Here is a 24,220-nt window from a genome sequence, read left to right on the forward strand (position 1 = left end):
CGACCTAGCCCACCGCCGCGGGGGCCACAATCACGGTGCGCCCCCCCGAGGCTGTGTCTCCCCTCCCCCTGCACAGACATTCTTACACCGCAATGCTTCCACGCGCCAGGGTGACCGGCCCCGACGCACGCGAGTTGCCGCTCGGGGTCGCGGCCGGGATCGGCGTCGGCCCGAACGGGCCAGGCGGATCACCCTCGCGGCCGGTGGTGATGTTCTTGGTCGGCGGGCCGCCCTCGAACGGCCGGGCCGGCGCACCCGCCGGCGAGTCGGTGACGGCCGGGAACGGACCCGGTCCGTCCACCAGGGCCACGAAGGCCGGGAACGGCTGCGGCGCGTCGGCCACCGCGGCCGGCCGGGCCAGCGCCGAAGCGGGGCCGGCCACCGCAATCCCGGCCACCGCGACCGCGGCGACCACGAACAGCAGCTTGCGTGTGAAGGACATGGCTCGATGCTGCAACCGCGGCCTTCCCGGCGGCATGGGACAAAAGCCCCGGCACGGCCGGGAAATCCGCCCGATTCGGTTGGGGGTCAGACCAGGGCCCCGAGGCGCGAGGCCAGATCACCCCGCTTTCCCACCACAACACCGTCGAGCCCGAGCCAGTCGGCCATCAGCCGCAGCTCCACGGCCAGCTCCCGCGCCACCTCGACGTGGTCCACCCCGAGCTCGGCGAAGGCGCCGGGCACGCGCAGCACCCCAGCCAAGCGGTCGGCCTTGACGTCGACGCGGGCCACCAGGTCCTCGCCCAGCAGGAACGGGAACACGTAGTAGCCGTGCACCCGCTTGGGCTCCGGCACGTAGATCTCGATGCGGTAGAAGAAGTCGAACAGCCGCTCGGTGCGGGCCCGCTCCCAGATCAGCGGATCGAACGGGCACAGCAGCGCCCGCGCCTGCACCCGACGCGGCGTGCGGGCGTCGACGTGCCGATACGCCTGGTGCCGCCAGCCCTCCACCTCGACGGGCTCCAGCACCCCCTCCGCCACCAGCTCGGCCACCGCCGCCCGCGACCACTCGGGCTTGAGCCGGTAGTAGTCCCGCAGGTCGGGCTCGGTGGCGACCCCCAGCGCCACCGCCGACTTGGCGATCAGCTGCCGTGACGCCTCCTGCTGCGACAGCTCCGGCGCGGCCAGCACCTCGGGCGGCAGCACACGCTCGCTGATGTCGTAGTGCCGCTCGAAGCCCCGCCGCGTGCCGGTCGTCAGCTCCCCCGTCGCGAACAGGTACTCACAGGCCCGCTTCACGTCCGACCGGTGCCACCAGCCGCCGGGCGCCCGCTCCCGCGCGACCTTCAGGCCCATCTGCTCCTCCAGGGCGCCGGCCGTGATCGGGCCGAGCTCCTTCACCGCCGTCACCACCTCGTCGGCCAGGTGATGCCCGCCGGAGCTCTGCCAGTACTTGCTCGGATGCTCCTTGTGCTGACGCATCCGCCACCGCAGCAGCGGCCAGTCCGCCACCGGCACCAGGCTCGCCTCGTGCGCCCAGTACTCGACCAGCAGCCGCGGCCTGCGGGCGCTGTTCGACCAGGCCGCCTCCTCCAGCAGCTCCATCGGGTAGCTGCCCAGCCGGCTGAAGATCGGCACGTAGTGGGCCCGCACCGCGACGTTCACGGAGTCGAGCTGCAGCAGCTGGGTCCGGGCGAGCACCCCCTGCAGGTGTCGCCTGGTCACCGCGCCGGACGGCCGGGCCTGGGCGAACCCCTGCGCGGCCAGGGCGGTCCGACGAGCCGCCAACGAGGACATCTTGAGCACGAACAAGATGCTGCCACGCACCCCTGACAGTTCTGATTGCGCCGCCTTCGGCGTCGCGGCTCGGCCCCCGGGTAGCCGACGCCTCGCCCTTGCCGGATTTAGCCCGCCGCATCGGCCCAGGTGGGTGCGCGCGTCGGGTGGCGGCGGGCGAAATCCGGCAACCGGGCGAAGCATCGGCGGGGCCTCGCACTCCCCTGCCTTGGCGGCCACCGAACCACCACCCGATACCGTCTGCACCGTGGCTGAAGCGTCTGTTCGTCCTGCCGTCCCCGCCGACGTCGAGGAGATCGCCCGGATCCAGCGCGACACGTGGCGCGCGGCGTACCGGGAACTGCTGCCCGAGGACGTCCTGGCCGGCCTGGACAACGTGGACGCGATGCGTGAGCTGGTCGAGGCGGGCACGGCGACGGTGCACGTGGCGATCGAGGGCGAGTGGACGGTCGGCTTCTGCGTGGTGGGCCCGGCCCCGGACAGCGAGGTCGCGGAGGCGGACGGGCGCCTGCCCGAGGATGCGGCCACGACGGGGCTGGTGGCGACGCTGCTGGTGGAGCCGCGCTGGGGTCGCCGAGGCCACGGCGGGCGGCTGCTCGCGGCGGGGGCGGAGACGCTACGGGGCCTGGGGGCGACCAGGGGCGTGAGCTGGGTGCCGGAGGCTGACGGGGCGTCGCTGGGCTTCTACCACTCGGCGGGCTGGGAGACCGACGGCGTGGTCCGCACGCTGGACGCGGGCGGGCGGCCGTTCCGCGAGGCCCGGGTGACCGGCCCCACCGACCTGAAATTGATCATTTCCTGAACCAGGGACAACCTTCCCCGCGTCTTCGGAGTCGTACCCCCCGACACTGATCGGGCTTGGGGAAGGACAACCGAGTGCGCCTCATCGACTACCCGCGGCAGAACAAGCGGGGTGTGCGCCGCTGGCTGCCCTCGTGGAAGCTGGTGCTGGGGACCTCGGCGACGCTGGTCGTGGGTCTGGTCGCCGGCTTCGTCGTGGCAGTGGCCACGGTCGAGATCCCCAAGCCCAACGAGGACGCCCTGCAGCAGGCGACGATCTTCACCTACGCCGACGCCTCCACCCAGATCACCCATATCGGCACCAACCGCCGCCCGGTCACCTTCGACCAGATTCCCCTGGTGATGCGCCAGGCGGTGCTGGCGGCCGAGGACCGCACCTTCTACAGCGACCCGGGCGTCTCCCCGATGGGCCTGCTGCGCGCCCTGAAGAACGACCTGACCAGCAGCGGCGGCGGCAATCTGCAGGGCGGCTCGACGATCACCCAGCAGTTCGTCAAGAACTACTACCTCACCCAGCAGCAGACGTTCTCCCGCAAGCTGAACGAGATCCTGGTGGCGGTGAAGCTGGACCAGGTCGAGTCCAAGGACGTCATCCTCACCGACTACCTGAACACCATCTTCTTCGCCCGCGGCGCCTACGGCATCGAGTCCGCGTCGCTGGCCTACTTCGGCCTGGACATCACGCGGCTGACCGATCCGGCCAAGGCCGCCTACATCGCCGCGGTCATCCAGTCGCCCTACTACTACGCGACCGCGGACAAGGACCCGAAGGCGCTGAAGGCGTTGCAGGACCGGTGGAAGTACGTGCTGGACGGCATGGTCGCCGAGCACGAGCTGTCCGCGCAGCAGCGGGCCACGCTGCAGTTCCCGACGCCGATCAAGTACGAGCCGGACGACATGGGCGGCATGAACGGCTACATGGTGGACGCGGCCATGCAGAACCTGGACCGGCTGCACGAGAAGGACCCGTCGGTGCCGGACTCCAACGCGGTCGGCCGCGGCGGCTACACCGTGGTCACCACGTTCCGTCAGGACTACATGCAGGCGGCCAAGAAATCCGTGGACGAGCGGATGTCCACTTTGGACCCGAACAAGCCGCAGGACCGCAACGTGCACATCGGGATGGCCTCGGTGGACGACAAGACCGGAGCAGTGCTCGGTTTCTACGGCGGCCCCGACTATCTCAAGCAGGGCTTCAACGACGCCTTTTCGGCCGCCGGCCCGCTCGGCGACGATGTGGAGAAGGCGCTGGGCAGCGTCGTTCCGACCGACCACTACCAGGACGCCGGCATCGACTACATCCCCGGCACCAGGGCGCTGGCCACCACGCCGCTGCGGGCGGCGGCGGCGATGAGCTCGATGGGCAACGGCTACCAGTACAACCAGCCCTACGAGGTCTCCGAGATCCGCCAGAACGGCCAGGTGATCTGGCGGGCCCAGCCGCAGAGCGACAACTTCTGGGACAACGGCGACGCCACGATCGCGCCGGTCCGCCAGTTCACCCCGTTCAAGAGCTCGATCAGCGGCGCGGACGTGCCGAAGTGGTGGGCCTGGTCGATGATCGACTACGACGGCGTGACCACGGCAGCCAACATGTTCGCCACCCCGCCCGACGGCAAGGGCAACCGGGCCCTGCTGGGCATGACCGGCGGCTATGACTCGAACCTCAACCACGTGCTCTACGGCTACGTCAGCGACATCCGGAAGTAGTCCCAGGGGTGGACAAAAGCCCACCAGGAATGGGCCCCTGGCACGACTCAAACGCCAGTGCGGCTCCGGTAGCCTCGATCCGGTAGAGATCATCCGGCCGGGGAGGGGAAACGCCGTGCTGCTGTGGCTGGCGCTCTCCCTCGGTGTCGCCGTTGGCTCGGCCCTGTGCCCGCTGATCAGCGTGGAGCTGTTCCTGATCGGCATGGTCGTCGGCGGGCACCACCCGCCGATCGCCTGCTGGGTCCTGGGCGGTGTGATCGCGATCGGCCAGGTGGTGGGCAAGCTGCTCTACTTCTTCGCCGCCCGCGGGCACATCACGCTGCCGAAGTGGTTGCGGCCCAAGGACAAGCCGCGCCGGGTGACCTGGCTGACGCTGGTCTGGGCCAAGGTGACCGTGTGGTTCAACAGCCTGCGCCGCCGCTGCGAGCAGCACCCGAAGCTGATGATCGCCACCACCGGCGTCAGCTCGGTGGTGGGCATGCCGCCGTTCATGGCGACGACCGTGCTGGCCGGGGTGGCCCGGATGTCGGTGATGGCGTTCGTGGTGACCACACTGGCCGGCCGGTTCATCCGGTTCACCGCACTGGCAGCGTCACCGAGCCTGTTGACCCACGTGCTGCCCCACTTCGCGTGATCAGGTCCTGGATGCCGACGACGGCGGCGCCCCGGGCCCACTCATCGAACGGCAGCGGCCGCACCACCAGCTCGCACGTCGCCGCGGCGCCGAAGGCCTGCGCGGCCAGCGCCTGCCGGATCTGCTCGGCGTACAGGTCGTAGCCGCCGACGGCCTCGCCGGTGAGCACGATCCGCTCCGGGCCGACCAGGTTGGCCACGGCGGCCAGCGCCAGCCCGAGGGCCCGACCGGCCCGCTCGAACACGGCGTGCACGGCCGCATCGCCGCTCCGGCCCAGCTCGATCGCCTCCGGCATGGTCAAGTCCCGCCCGACGACCGCGGAGCATCCCGCCAGCACAACTCGGTCGGCCGCGAGGGCCTCGACACAACCCCGGCCGCCGCAGTAGCACTCGGGCCCGTCGACATCGATCGCTACGTGGCCGAGCTCGCCGGCCGGCAGCAGCACGTCGTTGACCACGAGCCCGCAGCCGATACCGGTGCCGGCCGTCACCAGGGCGAACGACGACACGCCGACGCCGGCGCCGAACCAGTGCTCGGCCACGGTCAGCGCCCGGACGTCGTTCTCAATCAGCGTCGGCAGCCCGGTGGCGGCGGAGACCAGCTCGGCCAGCGGCACGTTGCGCCAGTTCAGGAACGGCGAGAAGCGGACCATGCCGCTGTCCCGCAGCACGTCCCCGGCCAGCGACACGCCCAGGCACGCCACCTCGCAACCCAGGGCCAGGCCGTGCACGACCTCGGCCACCACTTCGATGACGTCGGCGACGTCGGTGGAAGTCAGCGGCCGGTGCACCACGTCCCGGGTGACGCCGCAGAGATCGGTGCGGACCGCGATCACCTCGTCGGCGGTCAGCTTCACGCCGACGAAAAACGCCCGATCGGCGACGACGTGCACGGGCATCGCCGGCCGGCCGAGGCGGGAGGGCGCGCGCTCGTCGGGGCGCTCGGTGAGGTAGCCGGCGTCCACCAGCGGGCGCACCGCCTTGGTCACCGCGGCCGGTGACAGGCCGGTGCGGGCGGTGACCTCGACGCGCGAGATCGGGCCGTGCCTCAGCACCACGGCGAACACCTGGACCGCGGCGGACACGACGTTGACCATAGCAAACATTATTTCCCTCAGAAATTAACGACCTTGACACCCGATCGGACGCGGAGTTTCATGCCAGCAACCCGCCGCCGCCATGAGTGCCCCTTCCGACAGGAGTGCGCCGCCATGCGTCGTTCCCGCATGATCGTCCTGCTCGCCGCGCTGTGCACGCTGCTCGCCGGCCTCACACCCGCGCAAGCTGCGAGAACACCGAGCAAACCCACGGCGAACACACCGTACATGGGGTGGAGCAGCTGGAGCCTGCAGTCGACCAAGTACCCCGGGGTGAACACGCAGGGTGACTACAGCTGGCTGACCGAGCAGCACGTGCTGGAGCAGACCAAGGTCATGTCGACCAAGCTGCGCTCGCACGGCTACGAGTACGTCAACATCGACGCCGGCTGGTGGCGCAAGTGGGACTGGACGCCCGAGTACGACCAGTACGCCCGGCCGCTGACCGACGCCGCCCGCTTCCCCAGCGGCATGGCCGACACCGTGCGCAAGATCCACGCCATGGGCCTGAAAGCCGGCACCTACATGCCCGTCGGCATGGAGAAGGAGGCCTACAACGGCGGCAACTCCCCGATCTACGGCGCCCCCGGCTGCTTCACCCGTGACGTCGTCTACCCCGACCTGCGCACCACCAACGGCTGGGACAGCTCGTACAAGCTGAACTTCGCCAACCCCTGCGCCGCCAGGTGGATCGACTCCATCGCGCAGATGTTCGCCAAGTGGGGCATCGACTTCCTCAAGCTGGACGGCGTCGGCCCCGGCTCGGACAAGACCGGCCCCAACTACGACAACACCGCCGATGTCGCCGCGTGGTCCAAGTCCCTGGTGCACACCGGCCGCAACATCCAGTTCCTGGTGTCCTGGTCGCTGGACCACGACAACATCGACACCTGGCAGCGCTACACCAACGGCTGGCGCATCGACACCGACGTCGAGTGCTACTGCGACACCCTCGTGAGCTGGCAGAACTCCCTGGCCCGCCGCTTCGACGACGTCGTGCAGTGGATCCCCGACACCGGCCGCGGCGGCTGGAACAACCTCGACTCGCTCGACGTCGGCAGCGGGCCGATGGACGGCCTGACCAATGACGAGCGCCAGCTCTACATGACGCTGTGGGCCATCGAGGCCGCCCCGCTCTACACCGGCGACGACCTCGCCAAGCTCGACTCCTACGGCCTGTCCCTGCTGACCAACGACGAGGTCATCGCCATCGACCAGGCCGGCCGGGCCGCCAAGCCCGTCGTCGCGCACACCCCGCAGCAGACCTGGTGGGTCCGCAACGCCGACGGCTCCTACACCGTGGCCCTGTTCAACCTGGACACCAAGCCCGCCACCGTGACCGCCAACTGGTCCGACTTCGGCTTCCACGGCCACGCCGCCGTCCGCGACGTCTGGTCCCACCAGCAGTTGGGCAGCTACACCAACTCCTTCTCCGCGAACCTCGCCCCCCACTCCGCCAAGCTCATCAAGGTCTGGAAGTAACGAACCCCCGCGAGTCGCGCTCTCGGACACACCGAATGTAGGTCTCAGGCACATGTGCCTGAGACCTACATTCGCACTGCCTGAGAGCGCGACTCGCGGGGGTGGGTCAGGGCTTGAGGGCTACGCCGCCGAAGAAGAGGAAGCGTTCGGGGTGGTCTTCGGCTTCGCCGTCGTCGGGACGCCATTCGGGGACGTAGACGGCCCCGGGCGGAATGAGGACGAAGTCGCCGAACAGGGCGGTGATCTGGGCGCGGGAGCGGTTGAAGGCGGTGTTGGTGCTCTTCGAGTACAGGTTCACCAGGCCCTCCTCCTGCTCCTTGGGCCGGTGATCACCGGTGGCGTGCGTGATGGCCAGCATGCTGCCGGGAGAAAGCTTGGCCCGGTAGCGGTCGATCAGCGGGGTGAGGTCGGCGGGCTCGGGCACGAAGTGCAGCACGGCCAGCATGAGCAGCAGCACGGGCTGCTCGAAGTCGATGGTCTCGCGCACCACGGGGTGGTTGAGCACCTCGCCGGGCGAGCGGAGGTCGGCGTCGATCACCGAGGCCTGGGGGACGTCGGCCAGCATGAGCTCGCTGTGCGCGACGGCGACGGCCTCGTTGTCCACGTAGACGGTGCGGCTCTCGGGGCTGACCTGCAGCGCGATCTCGTGCACGTTGCCGGCGGTCGGAATGCCCGAGCCGATGTCCAGGAACTGCCGGATGCCCTGTTCGGCCGCGTACGTCACGACGCGGCGCAGAAACTTCCGGTTGGCCCGGCTGGACAGCGTGACGCCGGGCAACACCTCTTCGGCGCGGCGAGCGAACTCGCGGTCGGCGGCGAAGTTGTGGCCGCCGCCGAGAAAGGCGTCGTACACGCGTGCGGCACTCGGCTTGGTGACATCCACCTCGGCCGGTACCCAACTCCGTAATCCCACAGTGGCCCCACGACTCTCTGCCCCCGCGTAGACCTTACCGGAAACGACGATCAGCCACCGAGCTCGATCGCCCTGCGCATGGCCTCCCGCGCCCGCCCCCGGTCGCCGGCCACGTCGTAGGCGTGGGCCAGCCGGAACCAGGCGCGCCAGTCCTCGGGGGACTGCTCGACCTCGACCTTGCGCTGCGCGAACCACTCGTCGGCGGCGTCCCGGTCGACCCGTCCGGACGGGCGGCGCGGCAGCCCGGAGACGTCGGGCAGCCCGCCCTCGGACTCCAGCCGCCGAGCCAGCCCGTTGATCTTGATCCCGTTCCGCCACTGCGCCACGACGAACCAGACGCCGATCAGCGGCAGCACGAGCACGGCGACCCCGAGCCCGATGCCGACCACGCCGCCCGCCTGGATCAGCAGCACGGCGCGGTCGGCCAACAGGACCAGGTAGACGACCAACGCGGCCGTCAGGACGATCGCTGTCCACAGTGCTTTCATAGCCCGAGCAGCGAATCCAGGCCGACCGTCAGCCCCGGCAGCTGAGGCACGTTGCGCACGGCCAGCAGCACACCGGGCATGAACGACTTGCGGTCCATCGAGTCGTGCCGAATGGTCAGCGTCTCGCCGTCCGCCCCGAACAGCACTTCTTCGTGCGCGATCAGGCCGGACAGCCGGACCGCGTGCACGCGGACGTCGTCGACCAGCGCCCCGCGGGCGCCGTCGACTTCCTGGCTGGTGGCATCCGGACTGGCCGGCAGGCCGGCCTCGGCCCGCGCGGCGGCGATCACCTGGGCGGTCCGCATGGCCGTGCCCGAGGGGGCGTCGGCCTTGCGCGGGTGGTGCAGCTCGATGATCTCGACCGACTCGTAGTACTTGGCCGCGATCGCCGAGAACTTCATCGTCAGCACGGCGCCGATGGCGAAGTTCGGGGCGATCAGCACGCCCAGCCCGGGCGAGACGTCCAGCCAGCCGCACAGGGTGGCCAGCCGCTCCGGCGTGAAGCCGGTGGTGCCGACCACGCAGTGGATGCCGCAGTTGACCGCGAACTCGAGGTTGCCCATCACCACGTCGGGGTGGGTGAAGTCGACGACGACCTCGACCCCGGCGTCGGTCAGGGTCTCCAGCTTGTCGCCTTGGTCGATGGCCGCCACCAGCGTGGTGTCGTCGGCCCGGTCCACGGCGTTGCCGACCTCGGCGCCCATCTTGCCCTTGGCCCCGAGCACGCCGACCCGCAACGGATCGACGGCGTAGTCCCGCGTCACTTGATCACCTCGTGCACCTCGGAAGGCAGGTCGTCCTGGTGATCGTAAGGTCCGACCACGGAGCCCGAGACGGGGCGGCGCAGCAGCTCCTTGGCCAGCTTGGCGACCTCTTCCTCGGTGACCGAGTCGATCCGGGCCAGCGTCTCCTCGACGGTCAGGTGGTCGCCGTAGTTGAGCTCGCCCTTGCCGATGCGGGACATCCGGGAGCTGGTGTCCTCCAGGCCCAGCACCAGGCCGCCACGCAGCTGGCCCTTGCCGCGGGCCACCTCGGCCGCGCTCAAACCGTTGTGCGCCACGTCGTCCAGCACGCTGCGGACCACGCCGGCGACCTCGCCGAGCTTGTCCGGCGTGCAGCCCGCGTACACGCACAGGTTGCCGGTGTCTGCGTACGCGGCCGTGGAGGAATACACCTGGTACGCCAGGCCGCGGCGCTCACGGACCTCCTGGAACAGCCGCGAGCTCATGCCGCCGCCCAGGGCCGCGTTGAGCACGCCCAGCACGAACCGGCGGTCGTCATGCCGGTCCAGGGCGCGCATGCCCAGCATCAGGTGCGCCTGCTCGGTGTCGTCCGGGTTGAGCACCAGCTCGCGCCGCACCGGTATGCGGGCCCGACCGGCCCGCGGCGCGACCGGCAGGACCTCGCCCTTGAGGCGGTCCCCCAGCAGCTTGCGGGTCTGGCGCAGCACCTGCGCGTGCTCCACGTTGCCGGCCACCGCCAACACCATGCGGGGCAGCGTGTAGCGCTTCTTGTAGAAGTTGTACAGCGCGTCCCGGCTCATCGCCCCGATGGACTGCTCGGTGCCCAGCACCGGCCGGCCCAGCGGGTGATCGCCCATCAGGGCCTCGCAGAACGCCTCGTGCAGCAGGTCCTCGGGATCGTCGTCACGCATGGCGATCTCTTCGAGCACGACGCTGCGCTCGGTCTCCATGTCCTTCTCGGCGCACACCGCGTGGAACACGACGTCGCTGACCAGGTCCAGCGCCAGCGGCAGGTCCTCGTCGAGCACGTGCGCGTAGAAGCAGGTGTGCTCCTTGGAGGTGAACGCGTTCAGCTCGCCGCCGACCGCGTCGATCTCCTCGGAGATGCCGGCCGAGGTGCGCCGGTCGGTGCCCTTGAACAGCAGGTGCTCCAGGTAGTGCGCGGCGCCGGCGACGGCCAGCGGCTCGTCGCGGGAGCCTACGTTGACCCAGATGCCGACCGAGGCCGACCGCACGCCGGGGATCTGCTCGGTGACCACACGCAGGCCACCCGGCAGCAGGCTGCGCCGGACCGCGCCGCCGCCGGCGGTGCGCTCCAGGGTCAGCGTGCTGCCCGGACGTTGCCGATAGCCAGGACGGCCGCGGGAAACCCCCGCGGCCGTCCTTGAAGTGCGCTCACTCACTGGGCGGCCGGCTCCGGCTGCTCAGCGTCCGTCTTCGGGGCGTCGGCCGCGGGGGCCGCGGCCTCGTCCTCGGACACGAGGACCAGGCTGATCTTGCCGCGGTTGTCGATGTCGGCGATCTCCACGCGGAGCTTGTCACCGACCTTGACGACGTCCTCGACCTTGTTGATGCGCTTGCCCTGGCCCAGCTTGGAGATGTGCACCAGGCCGTCGCGGCCGGGCAGCAGCGAGACGAACGCGCCGAAGGCGGCGGTCTTGACGACCGTGCCCAGGAAGCGCTCGCCCACCTTGGGCAGCTGCGGGTTGGCGATCGCGTTGATCAGGCCGATGGCCGCCTCGGCCGACGGGCCGTCGGCCGCGCCGACGTAGATCGTGCCGTCGTCCTCGATGGAGATGTCGGCGCCGGTCTGCTCGGTGATCGAGTTGATCATCTTGCCCTTCGGGCCGATGACCTCGCCGATCTTGTCGACCGGGATGTTGATGGCCGTCACGCGCGGGGCGAACGGGGACATCTCGTCCGGACGGTCGATGGCCTCCTCGATGACCTCGAGAATGGTCAGGCGCGCGTCGCGGGCCTGACCGAGCGCCTGGGCCAGCACCTCGGACGGGATGCCGTCCAGCTTGGTGTCCAGCTGCAGCGCCGTCACGAAGTCCTTGGTGCCGGCGACCTTGAAGTCCATGTCGCCGAACGCGTCCTCGGCGCCGAGGATGTCGGTCAGCGCGACGTAGCGGGTCTCGCCGTCGACCTCGTCGGACACCAGGCCCATGGCGATGCCGGCGACCGGGGCCTTCAGCGGCACACCGGCGTTGAGCAGCGACATGGTCGAGGCGCAGACCGAGCCCATCGAGGTGGAGCCGTTGGAGCCCAGCGCCTCGGAGACCTGGCGGATCGTGTACGGGAACTCGTCGCGCTTGGGCAGCACCGGCACCAGCGCCCGCTCGGCCAGCGCGCCGTGGCCGATCTCGCGCCGCTTGGGCGAGCCGACCCGGCCCGTCTCACCGGTGGAGAAGGGCGGGAAGTTGTAGTGGTGCATGTAGCGCTTGCGCGTCTCCGGGGACAGCGAGTCGATCTGCTGTTCCATGCGCAGCATGTTCAGCGTGGTGACACCCAGGATCTGGGTCTCGCCGCGCTCGAACAGCGCCGAGCCGTGGGCCCGCGGGATGAGCGCGACCTCGGCCGACAGCTGGCGGATGTCGGTCAGGCCACGGCCGTCGATGCGGATCTTGTCGCGCAGCACGCGCTGGCGGACCAGCTTCTTGGTCAGCGACCGGAACGCGGCGCCGATCTCCTTCTCACGACCCTCGAACTGCTCGGCCAGCTTCTCCAGCGCGGCGGCCTTGACCTCGTCGAGGCGGCCCTCGCGCTCCTGCTTGCCGGCGATGGTCAGCGCCTGGGCCAGCTCGCCGCTCACCGCGGACTCGACGGCCTCGAACGCGTCGGCCTGGTAGGGCAGGTACTGCGGGAACTCGCCGGTCGGCTTGGCGGCCTTGTCGGCCAGCTCCTGCTGGGCCACGCACAGGGCGCGGATGAACGGCTTGGCGGCCTCCAGGCCGGAGGCGACGACCTGCTCGTTCGGCGCGCTCGCGCCGCCCGCGATCAGGTCGATCACGTTCTCGGTGGCCTCGGCCTCGACCATCATGATCGCGACGTCGTCACCGACGATGCGGCCGGCGACCACCATGTCGAAGGTGGCCCGCTCCAGCAGCTCGTAGGTCGGGAAGGCGACCCACTGGCCGTCGATCAGGGCGACGCGGACGCCGCCGATCGGGCCGGAGAACGGCAGGCCGGCCAGCTGGGTGGAGGCGGACGCGGCGTTGATCGCGACCACGTCGTACAGGTCGGCCGGGTTCAGGCTCTGCACCGTGATGACGACCTGGATCTCGTTGCGCAGACCGTCCACGAAGGACGGGCGCAGCGGGCGGTCGATCAGGCGGCAGGTGAGGATGGCGTCCGTGGAGGGACGGCCCTCACGGCGGAAGAAGGCGCCGGGGATGCGGCCGACGGCGTACATCCGCTCCTCGACGTCCACCGTCAGCGGGAAGAAGTCGAACTGGTCCTTCGGGTGCTTGGACGCCGTGGTGGCGCTCAGCAGCATGGTCTCGTCGTCCAGGTAGGCGACGACGCTGCCGGCGGCCTGGCGGGCCAGCCGGCCCGTCTCGAAGCGCACCGTGCGCTGGCCGAACGCGCCGTTGTCGATCACGGCGGTGGTCTCGTGGACCTCGAAATCGGTCATGTAGTTGGTTCTCCTCGTCACTGGGAGACGCCCGCGGTCCCTGGCGACGAGGCCGGTCTTCGATCGAAGTCCACGGGGATTGTTCCCGGGGACCACTACCGAGGACCGGCGTACCCGTACTCGCCGTGCGCCGCTGCGCGTGTCCCGTTGTTCTTTGTGTTTTCGGTTGCTTGCTTACTTGCGGAGAGGGGGAGCGACCGTCGGCCGCTCCCCCTCGCTGCTCATCGACGCAGGCCGAGCCGCTGGATCAGCGACCGGTAGCGCTGGATGTCGGTCTTGGTCAGGTAGTTCAGCAGCCGGCGACGGCGGCCGACCATCAGCAGCAGACCACGACGCGAGTGGTGGTCGTGCTTGTGGAAACGCAGGTGCTCGGTGAGGTCGCTGATGCGCTTGCTCAGCATCGCGATCTGCGCCTCGGGAGATCCCGTGTCCCCATCCTTCAAGCCGTACTCGGCGAGGATGGTCTTCTTCTGCTCGGTGGACAGTGCCACTGTGGTGCTCTCATCTCTGTCGCGGTTGACCGTGCGGCCCCCGTTGAGCAGGGGGTTGTCGGTACCGGCCGCCACGGACCGCAGCCGGACCCAAACACCGAGGTTAGCAGGTGCTCACGAGGGCCCGCGCAGCAGTACCGCGTCGACGGCTGAATAGCGGTACCCCTCCGGGGTTCGCTCGCTCCTGAAGAGCACCAGCTCGCTCGACGTCCACCAAGGTCCTTTGTAACCCAGAAGTGGGACGACGTCGAGCGAATTATCGTGCCCATGCCGCGCGTTCCGCGCGGGGCTCGGCCCCGGGTAGCCGGCGCCTCGCGCCACGGTCAGATGCGGGGTGAAGTCGTGCCGCTCGACGTGGCCGGGCGCGTGATCGCGGACCGCGGCGGCCGCCTCGGCCAGCGTGTCGTCCGACTCGACGCCGATCCACAGCACCTCGCCGAAGACGCCGGCCGAGGCCAGCCGCAGCCGGATCGGCCGCAGGGCCGAGGCCCGCTCGCGCAGCCGGGCGGCGCGGGCGACCGGGTCGTCGCCCTCGCCGTGGAAGCAGAGTGTGATGTGCCACTTGTCCCGGTCGATCCACTGAGGACCGTCGACTGTGGCCAGTGCCGCCGCCAGGTGCTCGACCGCGTCCCGCGACGGGACGAGCGAGGTGAACAACCTCATACCTGGGGGAAGGCCGCCCGGCGCAGGAGCTCGGCCAGCCACGGGTGGTGTTCGCGGACGGTCTCGGCGGCGCGGGTCAGGTCCTCGGGGCGGGCGACGCGGCGCAGCGCCTGCACGGCGGCGACGTCGGCGCGGCCGTCGTGCACGGGCAGGGCGTCGCGGTCCACGGTGGGGCGGGAGTCGCGCACGTCGTCGAGGGCCTGCTGCATGGAGGGCCGGTCGCCGGAGGCGACGCCGGGGGTGAGGATCTTGCGCTCCAGCATGATCAGGCGGGCCAGCACGGCCGGGTTGCCGATCTTGGCCCGGCGACCGCTCATGACCTGGCTGAGCATGGGTGCGCTGATGCCCAGCACGTCGGCGAGATAGGCCTGGGAGATGTCGAAGGCCACCACGAGCCGGCGGACCCGGTCGCCGAGCGGCTCGCCGTACCACTCACGTTGCAGCGCCAGGTTGCGCTGGACGATCTTGTGGTCCTCCAAGGGTCCCCCTTGTCCGGTTTGCATTCGCACGCGGGACCGATCGTAGCTGATCGCCAGGGGTGGAAAAGGCCGTTCAGGCCAGCAGCCGCCGTGCCTGTTCCACGTCCTTGTGCATCTGCACGACCAGGGCGTCGCTGGAGTCGAACTTCAGCTGCCCGCGCAGTCGCGCGACGAAGTCCAGCGCCACCCGCTGGCCGTAGAAATCCTCGTGCACGTCCAGAACGAACGCCTCCACCCGGCGCTCCCGCCCGGAGAAGGTGGGGTTCGTGCCCACCGACACCGCTGCGTCACGCACCTGGCCACCCTGAAGGAAACGGCACGCGTACACGCCGTCGGCCGGCACGGCCGCGAACTTCGGGGTGGACAGGTTCGCCGTCGGGAAGCCCAGGTCGCGGCCACGCCCGTCGCCCCGGACCACGATGCCCTCCAGCCGGTGCGGCCGGCCCAGCGCGTGCTCGGCCGCCACCACGTCGCCGGCGTCGATGCAGGCCCTGATGTACGTCGACGAGTAGACCAGGTGATCCTCGCCGGCGAGGCCCTCCCCCTCGGCCGTGAAACCGAAGCGGCTGCCCAGGGTGCGCAGCAGCGCCACATCGCCCTGCGCGCCCCGGCCGAAGGTGAAGTTCTCCCCCACCACCACGGCCGCCACGTGCAACTGCTCCACCAGCAGCTCGTGCACGAAGGCGTCCGCCGGCATGCGGGACATCTCCGGGGTGAAGGGCAGCACGCAGAACACGTCCACGCCCAGCTCCTCCACCAGGTCGGCGCGCCGCTTGAGCGTGGTCAGCTGGGCCGGGTGGCTGCCCGGGCGGACCACCTCGGACGGGTGCGGGTCGAACGTCATCACGACGCTCGGCAGGTCCCGCTTCGCCGCCAGCTCGACGGCCCGGCTGATCAGCTCACGGTGTCCGCGGTGCACCCCGTCGAACACACCGATCGTCAGGACGCAGCGGCCCCAGCCGCTAGGAAGATGCTCAAGCCCACGCCAGCGCTGCACGGTGTGAGATTAGCGCGCGTCCCGGGCGCGGCTCGGCCGCGCACTCTCCGGGCTGGAGGCTCAGTCGATCGCCAGGAGCACCAAGGGCTTCGAGGCGCCTTCGGTGTCCACGGCCAGGGCCAGGGCCCGACCGTCCGGTCCGAACACACCGTACGGGCCCTCGATCCCGGCCGCCGGGAGCTTGCGGCCGTGGGACAGCGCGGCCGCGGACGGCAGGTCGATGTCGTGGCGCGGGAAGGCCGTGTTGACGGCCTCGCCCAGGTCCAGGGACAGCGCGGGCTCCTCCTCGAGCTGCTCCAGGGTGCGGGCCGTGCGCAGGTCGAACGGGCCGACCCGGGTCCGGCGCAGGGCCACCAGGTGGCCGCCGACGCCGAGCCGCCGGCCGAGGTCGCGGGCCAGGGCCCGGACGTAGGTGCCGGAGGAGCACTCGACCATGACGTCCAGCTCGGTGGCGGTCTCGTCACGACGCAGCAGGAGCAGGTCGAAGCGGCTGACCGTGACGGGCCGGGCGGCGAGCTCGACCTCCTCGCCGGCGCGGACCCGGGCGTAGGCCCGCTTGCCGTCGACCTTGACGGCGCTGACGGAGCTGGGCACCTGCTGGATGTCGCCGGACAGCTCGGCGATGCCGGCCAGCACCTCGGCCTCGTCCACCGCCGAGCCGTCGGCCTCGAAGGTGATCTCACCCTGGGCGTCGTCGGTGGTGGTGGCGGCGCCGAGCCGGATGGTGGCCAGGTAGGCCTTGGTGTCCATGGCCAGGTGCCCCAGCAGCTTGGTGGCCCGTTCGACGCCGAGCACGAGCACGCCGGTCGCCATCGGGTCCAGCGTGCCGGCGTGCCCGACCTTGCGGGTGCCGAGGATGCGGCGCGCGCGGGCGACCACGTCGTGCGAGGTCAGGCCGGCCGGCTTGTCCACGACCACCAGGCCGGCGTTGGCCGTGGTGCCGGGCGTGCGCTGTCGGTTCTGGGGACGTCGGGAGCGAAGCGGTTGTGACACAGCCAAAGATTCTGTCACGCCGCGATGATCTTCACGCCGCCGCGGGTTCGATGACGTCGTCCCACCGACGGCGACGGAGCTGCACCGGAACCTCCTCGCCGCGCGCGGCGGCGTGCAGCACGACGGCCCGGGCCCGACGCCACCAGATGGCCATCCGCCAGGTGCCCAGCGACTGCACGACCAGGATGGCCACGAAGGCGATGCGGAAGGCGTTCTGCGAGCCCAGGCCCGCGGTCAGGCTGAGCAGCACGCCGACCGCGAGGGCGGCGATGGTCGTGGCCACGAAGCCGCCGACGTTGACCACGCCGGTCGCGGTGCCGACGATGCGGTTCGGGTTGTAGTCCTTGGCCAGGGCGAAGCCCACGGACGACGCCGGGCCGCCGACGGCGAACAGCGCGAAGGCAATCACCAGCAGCCACAACGGGATCCGGCCCGGCAGGGCCAGCAGCAGCGTCCACAGGACGCCGGAGGTCGCCAGGTAGGCGGCGGCCAGCGGCACGCGCAGCTCGGGGTTGCGGCTGATCAGCGTGCCGACGACCGGGCTGAGGATCAGGCCGCCGATGACCAGCAGGCTCAGCACGGAGCCGGCGGTCTCGACGCTGAGTCCCTGCGCCTGCACCAGATACGGCACGCCCCAGAGCAGGCCGAGGGTGGTCGGCGCGACCATCGTGCTGAAGTGCACCCAGAAACCGAGACGGGTGCCGGGGGTGCGCCACGCGCGGGCGATGCTGCGCACGACCTCACGCGGGGTGACGCGCTCGACGACCGGCGCGGGCACGCCGTGGGGCAGATCACGCAGCCGGGTCGCGGCGACGGTGGCGTAGACGGCGGTGGCGGCGCCGGCGACGAGGAAGGTCATCGTCCAGCCGGCGTTGTGCAGCAGGAGCGTGAGCGGCACGGTGGCGACGAGGTTGCCGGCCGAGCCGATCATGGCCGACAGCGACATGACCACGGCGTACTTGCGGGCCGGGAAGTGCCCGCCGATCAGGCGCAGCACGCTGACCCACGTCATGGCGTCGCCCAGGCCGAGCACGCCGCGGGCCAGCAGGCCCAGCGGGTAGCTGTCGGCGACGGCGAACAGAATCTGGCCGAGGCCCATGAAGATCGCGGCCGCGGTGAGCAGTTTGCGCGGGCCGAAGCGGTCGACCAGCAGGCCCGTCGGCACCTGCATGGCGGCATAGACGAAAACCTGGAGCACGGTGAACGTGCTGAGCGCGGCGGGGCCGACACCGAACCGGTCGGCGGCGGCCAGCCCGGCCACGCCGAGCGACGATCGGTGGAACACGGCGAAGAGGTAAACGACGACGGCGGTGATCCAGACCACCCAGGCTTGACGGGTGGCGCGCGAGGCCGGCACGGCTGTCCTTCCAAGGGGTGGAAAACGTGGGATGTCCATACCTATGATCGCCGCTGGTCAGCGTCGTGTTAACCGCTTCAGACGTGGACTCGGTCACACGCCGGTGACGGCCCAGCGGCCCGACTTGGTGCGCAACACCACGGCAACCAGCCGGAACACCATGAAAGTGGACAGTCCGGTCCAGATCCCGAGCAGTCCCCAGTGGAACACCAGCGACAGCCACACCAGCGGCACGAACCCGAGCAACGCGCTGGCCACTGTGGCCGTACGCAGGAACTTCGCGTCTCCCGCGCCGAGGAGGACCCCGTCCAGGGCGAACACCACGCCGGCGATCGGTTGCAGCAGCACGAAAAGCCACCAGGCGTGCGGAATTTCCGCCAGCACGCCGGGCGCGGAGGTGAACACCCGCGGAAGCACGCTGTACAACGCGGCGAACACCACCCCCAGCACGATGCCGAACACCAGGCCGTAACGGGTCACCTGCCAGGCCAAGGACTTCGCCTCGCCGTCACGGCCCGCGCCCAGCGCCGCGCCGACCAGCGACTGCGCCGCGATGGCCAGGGAATCCAGCACCAGCGCGAGGAAACTCCACAGCTGCAACACGATCTGGTGCGCGCCGACCGCGTCCGTCGAGGTCCGCGAGGCCACCGACAGTGCCGAGATGAACGACAGCTGGAAGGCCAGCGTCCGGATCACCAGGTCGCGGCCGAGCCCCAGCTGGGCCCTGATCAGCCGTGGCACCGGCTTCAGCGGCACCTTCTCCTTGACCAGCGCGAAGACGAACAGCGTGGCCGCCACCGTTTGCGCAAACACGTTGGCCACGGCCGAGCCCTCCAGGCCCCAGCCCAGCCCGTAGACCAGGATCGGGTTGAGGATCACGGACAACCCGTTGCCCAGCAGCACGTACACCAACGGGCGTTTGGTGTCCTGGACGCCGCGCATCCAGCCGTTGCCGGCCATCGTGATCAGCACCATCGGCGCGCCGAACAGCGCGATACGCAGCCAGCTCACGCCGGCGTCCGCGATGGGTCCCTTGCCCGCCAACAGTTCCGCCACCGGCGTGGCCAGGAGCTGGCCCAGGATCAGCACCGCGAGGCCGACTCCGACCGCCAGCCACGTCGCCTGCACGCCTTCCTCCACGGCGTCCCCGCGCCGCCCCGCGCCGTGCAGGCGGGCCGTGCGCGACGTCGTGCCGTACGAGAGGAACGTCAGCGCGCTCGACACCTGCGAGAACAGCAGGCCGCCCAGCGCCAGCCCGGCCAGCGGTAGCGCCCCGAGGTGGCCCACCACCGCCGTGTCGACGAGCACGTACAGCGGCTCGGCCGCGAGCACGCCCAGGGCCGGAACCGCCAGGGCGAACACCTGTCGAGCCGAACCCGCGCGCACCGTCACCCGCCCAATGTGCACCGAGCGTCGCTCGGCCCGCGAGTTATGTGATGGCACTTACGGATGCGGTGTCCCAGTATGTGGCCATGCGGATGCACGCCGACGAGATCGACACCTCCCCCGACCTGGTCCGGCGGCTGCTGGCCGCCCAGTTCCCCCAGTGGGCCGAACTGCCGGTCGAACGGGTCGAGTCCGCCGGCACCGACAACGCCATGTACCGCGTCGGCGACTCGTTGGCCGTCCGCCTCCCCCGCCTGCCCCGGGCCGAGGACAACGTGCACCGCGAACAGCGCTGGCTGCCGTTCCTCGCCCCCCAGCTCCCTTTCGCCGTCCCCGAGCCCGTCGGCCGGGGCGAGCCCGGCGAGGGCTTTCCCCTGCCGTGGTCGGTCTGCCGTTGGATTCCCGGCACCAATCCCGTTGTCGGGTCCGCCGAGCTGGCCGTCGATCTCGCCACGTTCATCCAGGCCTTGCGCAAGATCGATCCCACCGGCGGTCCGCAACAGCAGCGTGGCGTTCCGCTCGACACTCCCCAGCGGGATTCCTGGACCCGTGACGCCATCTCCCAGCTGCACAACGACATCGATACCGCGCGGGCCCTGGAGATCTGGGATCGGGCCATTGCGCTGCCCGATCCGCCCGACGGCCCCTTCTGGTCCCATGGCGACCTCTCCCCCGGCAACATCCTCGTCCGCGACGGCCGCCTCACCGCCGTCATCGACTTCGGCGGCGTGGGAGTCGGCGATCCCACCGTCGACCTCGTCGTGGCGTGGAACCTGCTGACCGGCAACGCGCGTGAGGTCTTCCGTGCCGCCCTGGACGTCGACGACGAGACCTGGGAACGGGGCCGGGCCTGGGCCATGTCCATCGCCCTGATCCAATTGCCCTACTACCGCACGACAAATCCCGGGCTGGCCGCCCTGTCCCGTCACGTGCTGAGCGAGGTGCTGGTGTGAATTCCCAGGCGTGGCACCCCGTTCCGGACGACGAGTCGCTGTGGCAGCGGTTCGAGCACGACTTCCGGTTCCGGCTCGAACACCACCGGGGCGACGGCCCGGCGATTCGCGAACCGGCCGGCGCCGTCACCTTCGACCTGTCGCCGGTCTTCGACGCCGACGACCAGGAAGCCTTCGACGCGGGCGAACGCCGGCTCGACGACGAGGTGCTCGGCGCATTCCGCCGGGTCTTCACCGAGGACCTGATCGTGCTGGACTGGCAGCACACCACCTATCGTCTGCCGCCACAGAGCCCGGCCACGCCGGTATTGCCGTTCCCCAACGGCGACTACCACGCCTTCCTCACCGAGGACATGAGCCAGGGAACCTTCGGCCATCCCTGGGAACACACCCTCTGCGTGTTCGGCCCGGACCTCGTCGCCGACCTCGTCCCACGGCTCTCGTCCTGGCTGCCGGTGAAACGCCGTGCCACGCAACGGCTTCTGCTGCACCGGGTCACCATGGGCGACCTGGACGACTTCCTTGCCCTGCACGCCTTGGAAAGCCGCCGGCCGCCGGAGCTGATCACCAAGCTGCTCCAGGACTTCTGCGCGGTCTGGGAGGGCGGCGAGCACGGCTACTGGCGGATCGAGTTCGAGGGTCGGACGGCCGGCTACGGCGGCGTGAAACCGAGGACGTGGCACGGAAAGCCGGTGTGGAACCTGTACTACCGGATGTGGCCGGACCTGCGCGGCAAGGGAATCGCCACGGAGATGGCGGCCAAGGCCATCGCCGTGGCGAGGGAGCTACACCCGAGCTGGCCGGTGCTGGTGGAGACCCGGCCGGACAACGTGCCGTCGATCCGCCTGGCCGCAGGCGCCGGGATGACCAGGCATCCCGACGCCGACGGCTGGGCGGTGTTCGTGCTACCGGCCCTCTAGCGACTTCACGTTGTTGCCGAAGGTCCAGTTCTTCGAACCGTCCCAGTTGACCGACCACGTCATCAGGCCCTTGATCCCGCTGACGCCGTGGTAGGCCTGCGACACCAGGCTGGTCGACATGTAGCCGCCGCCGGCCCCGGGCTGGGCCGGCAGGCCGGGAACCTGCTTGTCGTAGGGAACCTTGATGGTGGTGCCCTGCACGACCAGGCCGTTGTTGAGGCACTGGGTCTGCACGGTGAAGCCCTGCACCGTGCCGGCCTGGTAGGAGTCGCCCTTGCAGCCGTACATGGAACCGTTGTAGTACTGCATGTTCAGCCACCACAGGCGGCCGTTGTCGGCGTACTTCTTGATGATCGGCAGGTACGCGCCCCAGATGGAGCCGTAGGTGATGGAGCCGCCGGTGACGTAGGCGGTCTCCGGGGCCATGGTGAGGCCGAAGTTGGACGGCATCTTGGCCAGCACGCCGTCGATGATGCGGATCAGGTTGGACTGGGACGCCGACAGCGTCTTGATGTTGCCGGTGTCGGTGAGGCCGGTCTCGATGTCGATGTCGATGCCGTCGAAGTTGTAGGTCTTCAGGATCGGCACGATCGTGTTGACGAACCTGTCGGCGACCGTGCTGGAGCTCAGGTCGATGCCGGCGGCCGCGCCGCCGATGGACAGCAGCAGGGTGGCGCCGGCGGCCTTGGCCGCGCACATCTCGGCCGGCGTCGACACCTTGACGCCGGCGTCCATGCCGTCCTGCCACAGCGCCGTGCCGTCGGAGCGGATCACCGGGAAGGCCGCGTTGATCACGTTGTAGCCGTGCTGCGCGATCCGGCTGTCGGTGATCGGTATCCAGCCCAGCCCCGGGTGCACGCCGTTGGCCGCCCCGTCCCAGTTCTCCCAGTAGCCCTGCAGGACCTTGCCCGCGGGCCTCGATTTGACGGCGCAGGTGTCCGCTTGCGGCGACGCAGGGGTCGCCGTGGCGGAGGCCAGACCGAGCGCCGGAACGGCTAGCGCGGCGGCAAGCACTGCCGTCAGGGTCCGCGATATCCGACCGAACATGGCCAGCTCCCATCGTCGAAGGGTGGCGGCGGCCGGACTCCCGACGATACCCGTGCCCCCCGGGGTGGTCTAGACCAGATCCGGACCGTCGAGCACACTCCACCCCATCGGCAGGCCGAAATACGGCGGGAATGCCACATGCGCTTCCCATATGGCACCGGACGCCACAGAGGAAGCGCATGTGGCGAAAGAGGCGACGGGTGTCAGGTGGCGGTGGGGGCTTCGGCGAGGGCTTCGCGGATGCCGGCGATGACCTCGTCGGGGGTGCCGGCGGCGGTGAAGCCGGCGGCCAGGCGGTGGCCGCCGCCGCCGAAGCGGACGGCGACGGAGCGGACGTCGAGGCGGCCGACGGCCCGCAGGGAGACGGTCCACGCGCCGGCCGGGGTTTCTTTCAGGACTGCGGCAACTTCGGCCTCCGACGTGGAGCGCACTACGTCGATCACGCTCTCGATCTCCTCGGCGCGAAGGCCGGCGGCGTCGGTGCGACGGACGACGGCGTGGACGAAACCGAGGCCCTGCGCGGCATCGGGCTCCAGCTGGGCGGCGGCCAGCACCGAGGAGAGCATGCCCAGCCAGGCGAAGGGGTGGCTGTCCATGAGCGAGCGGATGAGCCCGGGACCGTCGACGCCGGCTTCCAGCAGCCGGGCGGTCAAGCGGTGGGTCTCGGGCTTGGCGAAGCGGAAGGACACGGTGTCGGTGGCGACGCCGGCGTACAGGCAGCGGGCGATGGGCTCGTCGATCTCGACGCCGAGCTCGTCCAGCAGCCGGGCGACGATCACAGCGGTGGCCTCGGCCCGGTCGTCGACCAGGTTGTGGCGGCCGAAGCGGGTGTTGGAGACGTGGTGGTCGACGACGAGCGAGGCGCCGGCAGCGGCCACGCGGTCGCCGAGCGGACCGAGCCGGTCGAGGCTGCCGGTGTCCAGGGCGACCAGGAGGTCACAGCGGAGCGGAACCTCGGCGGCCGGCACGAACAGGTCGCCGGAGTCCAGCATCCGCAACGACTCCGGCACGGCCGACGGTGAGCCGAAGGACACCCGGACGGTTGCGCCACGCCGCCGCAGCGCGAGGCCGAGGGCCATGGCGCTGCCCAGCGCGTCGGCGTCGGGATTGACGTGGGCCAGCAGCGTGACGTCGGCCGCCGCGGCCAGCAGGGCCGCGGCGGCCGCGACATCGACCTGATCGGATGAGCTCACACGAGGCAAGCTACGTCACTCCGCGTCGGACTCCTCCTCGCGGGGAGCCTTGTACGGGTCGGCCTCGCCGGCCGGCTGCGCGGCCGACGCCAGCTGCGCCACCTCGGCGTCCGACTCGCGGGCGATGGCCAACAGCTCCTCGATCCGCTTGGAGTCGGTCGGCACGGTGTCGGCGACGAAGGCCAGCGTCGGCGTGAACCGGACGCCGGTCTGCTGCCCCACCATGGTGCGCAGCACCCCGGTCGCGCTGGTCAGCGCGGCCGTCACGCCGGCGTGGTCGGGAGCGGACTCCAGACTGTCGCCGAGCACGGTGTAGTACACGGTCGCGTCGTGCAGGTCGGGGGTGACCCTGGCGTCGGTGATGGTGACCCGGGCCAGCCGGGGGTCCTTCACCTCGTGTTCCAGCGCGGACGCCACGATCTGGGCGATCCGCTTGGCGAGCCTGCGGGCGCGGGCCTGGTCGGCCACGGCGCTCCTCCTCATGAGTAGTGACAGTTGGA

Annotated in this window: 24 protein-coding genes; 6 read left to right on the forward strand and 18 right to left on the reverse strand. The window is 70.4% G+C overall.

Going from position 1 to position 24,220, the window contains the following annotated elements; translation table 11 throughout:
* Positions 1-82: 82 nt before the first annotated feature.
* On the reverse strand, positions 83-442 hold the full coding sequence (locus AB0M73_RS39395; protein WP_363902522.1) for a hypothetical protein: 360 nt from the start codon (positions 440-442) through the stop codon (positions 83-85).
* 86 nt (positions 443-528) lie between these two features.
* Positions 529-1,737, reverse strand: coding sequence for a crosslink repair DNA glycosylase YcaQ family protein (locus AB0M73_RS39400; RefSeq protein WP_363902630.1), 1,209 nt, complete (start codon positions 1,735-1,737; stop codon positions 529-531).
* Between the two features lie 247 nt (positions 1,738-1,984).
* Between AB0M73_RS39400 and AB0M73_RS39405 the strand changes: the two genes are divergently transcribed.
* The 3 genes from AB0M73_RS39405 (at position 1,985) to AB0M73_RS39415 (ending at position 4,882) form a co-directional block, all read left to right on the forward strand.
* Entirely contained in the window at positions 1,985-2,539 is a 555-nt protein-coding gene (locus AB0M73_RS39405) for a GNAT family N-acetyltransferase (RefSeq protein ID WP_043723010.1), read from the forward strand.
* 74 nt (positions 2,540-2,613) lie between these two features.
* A complete protein-coding gene (locus tag AB0M73_RS39410) occupies positions 2,614-4,248 on the forward strand; it encodes a transglycosylase domain-containing protein (protein WP_363902525.1) in 1,635 nt (544 codons plus the stop codon).
* A gap of 115 nt (positions 4,249-4,363) precedes the next feature.
* A complete protein-coding gene (locus AB0M73_RS39415) occupies positions 4,364-4,882 on the forward strand; it encodes a hypothetical protein (protein WP_363902528.1) in 519 nt (172 codons plus the stop codon).
* Here the strand turns inward: AB0M73_RS39415 and AB0M73_RS39420 are convergent.
* Positions 4,824-5,966: an ROK family transcriptional regulator gene (locus AB0M73_RS39420; RefSeq protein WP_363902531.1), complete on the reverse strand. Its 1,143-nt coding sequence runs from the start codon at positions 5,964-5,966 to the stop codon at positions 4,824-4,826. The genes AB0M73_RS39415 and AB0M73_RS39420 overlap by 59 nt on opposite strands.
* 126 nt (positions 5,967-6,092) lie before the next feature.
* Here AB0M73_RS39420 and AB0M73_RS39425 point away from each other — a divergent pair, with 126 nt between their 5' ends.
* Positions 6,093-7,460 carry a glycoside hydrolase family 27 protein gene (locus AB0M73_RS39425; protein ID WP_363902534.1) on the forward strand — a complete coding sequence of 456 codons (1,368 nt, stop codon included), beginning with the start codon at positions 6,093-6,095 and terminating at the stop codon, positions 7,458-7,460.
* Positions 7,461-7,566: 106 nt separating this feature from the next.
* Here AB0M73_RS39425 and AB0M73_RS39430 read toward each other — a convergent pair whose 3' ends face one another.
* The 12 genes from AB0M73_RS39430 to AB0M73_RS39485 form a co-directional block, all read right to left on the reverse strand.
* Positions 7,567-8,373, reverse strand: a complete 807-nt coding sequence (locus AB0M73_RS39430; RefSeq protein WP_363902536.1) for an SAM-dependent methyltransferase — start codon at positions 8,371-8,373, stop codon at positions 7,567-7,569.
* Between the two features lie 50 nt (positions 8,374-8,423).
* Positions 8,424-8,861: a tetratricopeptide repeat protein gene (locus tag AB0M73_RS39435; protein ID WP_363902539.1), complete on the reverse strand. Its 438-nt coding sequence runs from the start codon at positions 8,859-8,861 to the stop codon at positions 8,424-8,426.
* Positions 8,858-9,625, reverse strand: coding sequence for a 4-hydroxy-tetrahydrodipicolinate reductase (dapB, locus tag AB0M73_RS39440; protein ID WP_363902542.1), 768 nt, complete (start codon positions 9,623-9,625; stop codon positions 8,858-8,860). The genes AB0M73_RS39435 and dapB overlap by 4 nt, the downstream gene beginning before the upstream one ends.
* Positions 9,622-11,007: a pitrilysin family protein gene (locus tag AB0M73_RS39445; RefSeq protein ID WP_363902545.1), complete on the reverse strand. Its 1,386-nt coding sequence runs from the start codon at positions 11,005-11,007 to the stop codon at positions 9,622-9,624. Before AB0M73_RS39445 ends, dapB begins: the two co-directional genes overlap by 4 nt.
* A complete protein-coding gene (locus tag AB0M73_RS39450; protein ID WP_363902548.1) occupies positions 11,004-13,241 on the reverse strand; it encodes a polyribonucleotide nucleotidyltransferase in 2,238 nt (745 codons plus the stop codon). Before AB0M73_RS39450 ends, AB0M73_RS39445 begins: the two co-directional genes overlap by 4 nt.
* A 221-nt stretch (positions 13,242-13,462) precedes the next feature.
* Positions 13,463-13,732, reverse strand: coding sequence for a 30S ribosomal protein S15 (rpsO, locus tag AB0M73_RS39455; RefSeq protein ID WP_043731685.1), 270 nt, complete (start codon positions 13,730-13,732; stop codon positions 13,463-13,465).
* A 114-nt stretch (positions 13,733-13,846) separates the two neighbouring features.
* Complete coding sequence (thpR, locus tag AB0M73_RS39460; RefSeq protein ID WP_363902551.1) at positions 13,847-14,395, reverse strand: RNA 2',3'-cyclic phosphodiesterase; 549 nt, start codon at positions 14,393-14,395, stop codon at positions 13,847-13,849.
* A complete protein-coding gene (locus AB0M73_RS39465) occupies positions 14,392-14,874 on the reverse strand; it encodes a helix-turn-helix transcriptional regulator (protein ID WP_043722999.1) in 483 nt (160 codons plus the stop codon). The genes thpR and AB0M73_RS39465 overlap by 4 nt, the downstream gene beginning before the upstream one ends.
* 73 nt (positions 14,875-14,947) lie before the next feature.
* A complete protein-coding gene (locus AB0M73_RS39470) occupies positions 14,948-15,871 on the reverse strand; it encodes a bifunctional riboflavin kinase/FAD synthetase (protein ID WP_363902556.1) in 924 nt (307 codons plus the stop codon).
* 60 nt (positions 15,872-15,931) lie between these two features.
* Positions 15,932-16,792 (reverse strand): tRNA pseudouridine(55) synthase TruB, encoded by an 861-nt coding sequence (gene truB, locus AB0M73_RS39475; protein WP_363902634.1) that lies wholly within the window; start codon positions 16,790-16,792, stop codon positions 15,932-15,934.
* Positions 16,793-16,895: 103 nt separating this feature from the next.
* On the reverse strand, positions 16,896-18,221 hold the full coding sequence (locus AB0M73_RS39480; RefSeq protein WP_363902558.1) for an MFS transporter: 1,326 nt from the start codon (positions 18,219-18,221) through the stop codon (positions 16,896-16,898).
* 93 nt (positions 18,222-18,314) lie between these two features.
* Positions 18,315-19,613, reverse strand: coding sequence for an MATE family efflux transporter (locus tag AB0M73_RS39485; protein ID WP_363902561.1), 1,299 nt, complete (start codon positions 19,611-19,613; stop codon positions 18,315-18,317).
* A gap of 80 nt (positions 19,614-19,693) precedes the next feature.
* Here AB0M73_RS39485 and AB0M73_RS39490 point away from each other — a divergent pair, with 80 nt between their 5' ends.
* Both AB0M73_RS39490 and AB0M73_RS39495 read left to right on the forward strand, forming a co-directional pair.
* Positions 19,694-20,560, forward strand: coding sequence for an aminoglycoside phosphotransferase family protein (locus AB0M73_RS39490; protein WP_363902564.1), 867 nt, complete (start codon positions 19,694-19,696; stop codon positions 20,558-20,560).
* The gene (locus AB0M73_RS39495; RefSeq protein ID WP_363902567.1) at positions 20,557-21,480 is read left to right on the forward strand and encodes a GNAT family N-acetyltransferase; all 924 of its coding nucleotides are present in this window, start codon (positions 20,557-20,559) and stop codon (positions 21,478-21,480) included. The genes AB0M73_RS39490 and AB0M73_RS39495 overlap by 4 nt, the downstream gene beginning before the upstream one ends.
* Here AB0M73_RS39495 and AB0M73_RS39500 read toward each other — a convergent pair.
* From AB0M73_RS39500 to rbfA, 3 genes are all read right to left on the reverse strand, one after another.
* A complete protein-coding gene (locus AB0M73_RS39500) occupies positions 21,466-22,527 on the reverse strand; it encodes a chitinase (protein WP_363902570.1) in 1,062 nt (353 codons plus the stop codon). The two genes, AB0M73_RS39495 and AB0M73_RS39500, sit on opposite strands and share 15 nt — an antisense overlap.
* 203 nt (positions 22,528-22,730) lie before the next feature.
* Positions 22,731-23,720, reverse strand: a complete 990-nt coding sequence (locus tag AB0M73_RS39505; RefSeq protein ID WP_363902574.1) for a bifunctional oligoribonuclease/PAP phosphatase NrnA — start codon at positions 23,718-23,720, stop codon at positions 22,731-22,733.
* Positions 23,721-23,735: 15 nt separating this feature from the next.
* Positions 23,736-24,188, reverse strand: coding sequence for a 30S ribosome-binding factor RbfA (gene rbfA / locus AB0M73_RS39510; RefSeq protein WP_363902636.1), 453 nt, complete (start codon positions 24,186-24,188; stop codon positions 23,736-23,738).
* Positions 24,189-24,220 lie beyond the last annotated feature (32 nt).

The organism is Kutzneria sp. NPDC051319 (genome assembly GCF_040682195.1).
Lineage (GTDB): Bacteria > Actinomycetota > Actinomycetes > Mycobacteriales > Pseudonocardiaceae > Kutzneria.

Excerpts from the sequence above, each read along its gene's own strand:
- AB0M73_RS39425 (WP_363902534.1), top strand. The coding sequence starts at position 6,093 with ATGCGTCGTTCCCGCATGATCGTCCTGCTCGCCGCGCTGTGCACGCTG.
- AB0M73_RS39395 (WP_363902522.1), bottom strand. The coding sequence starts at position 442 with ATGTCCTTCACACGCAAGCTGCTGTTCGTGGTCGCCGCGGTCGCGGTG.
- AB0M73_RS39500 (WP_363902570.1), bottom strand. The coding sequence starts at position 22,527 with ATGTTCGGTCGGATATCGCGGACCCTGACGGCAGTGCTTGCCGCCGCG.
- AB0M73_RS39435 (WP_363902539.1), bottom strand. The coding sequence starts at position 8,861 with ATGAAAGCACTGTGGACAGCGATCGTCCTGACGGCCGCGTTGGTCGTC.
- AB0M73_RS39490 (WP_363902564.1), top strand. The coding sequence starts at position 19,694 with ATGCGGATGCACGCCGACGAGATCGACACCTCCCCCGACCTGGTCCGG.
- thpR (WP_363902551.1), bottom strand. The coding sequence starts at position 14,395 with ATGAGGTTGTTCACCTCGCTCGTCCCGTCGCGGGACGCGGTCGAGCAC.
- AB0M73_RS39400 (WP_363902630.1), bottom strand. The coding sequence starts at position 1,737 with ATGTCCTCGTTGGCGGCTCGTCGGACCGCCCTGGCCGCGCAGGGGTTC.
- AB0M73_RS39450 (WP_363902548.1), bottom strand. The coding sequence starts at position 13,241 with ATGACCGATTTCGAGGTCCACGAGACCACCGCCGTGATCGACAACGGC.